Consider the following 360-nt stretch of genomic DNA (forward strand, 5'->3'; position numbering starts at 1 on the left):
AGTAAACCATGATTCCAAAGATTGGGAGTGTTGAGCTGCAGATCCAACTCCATTACCAGCAGCACAGCGAATGGTCATCGGTACTTGCCCTTTACCACCAAACATGTAGCGAGTTTTAGCAGCTTGGTTGACAATAGCATCCATGGCAATTACTGAGAAATCCATGAAGGTCATATCAACGATTGGGCGAAGTCCGGTCATGGCTGCACCTGCTGCTGCACCTGAAATCGCAGCCTCAGAAATCGGACAGTCACGGACACGTTCTGGACCAAACTCTTCCAGCATCCCTACAGAAGTACCGAAGTCTCCACCGAAAACTCCGACATCTTCTCCCATCAACAATACATTTTCGTCGCGACG

Annotated in this window: 1 pseudogene; it reads right to left on the reverse strand. The window is 48.9% G+C overall.

Going from position 1 to position 360, the window contains the following annotated elements:
- Nucleotides 1-360: pseudogene (locus SPADD19_RS11080) on the reverse strand (alpha-ketoacid dehydrogenase subunit beta); the annotation flags it as partial.

The sequence above is a fragment of the Streptococcus parasanguinis genome (assembly GCF_001578955.1).
In the GTDB taxonomy this organism is placed as follows: Bacteria; Bacillota; Bacilli; order Lactobacillales; family Streptococcaceae; genus Streptococcus; species Streptococcus parasanguinis_U.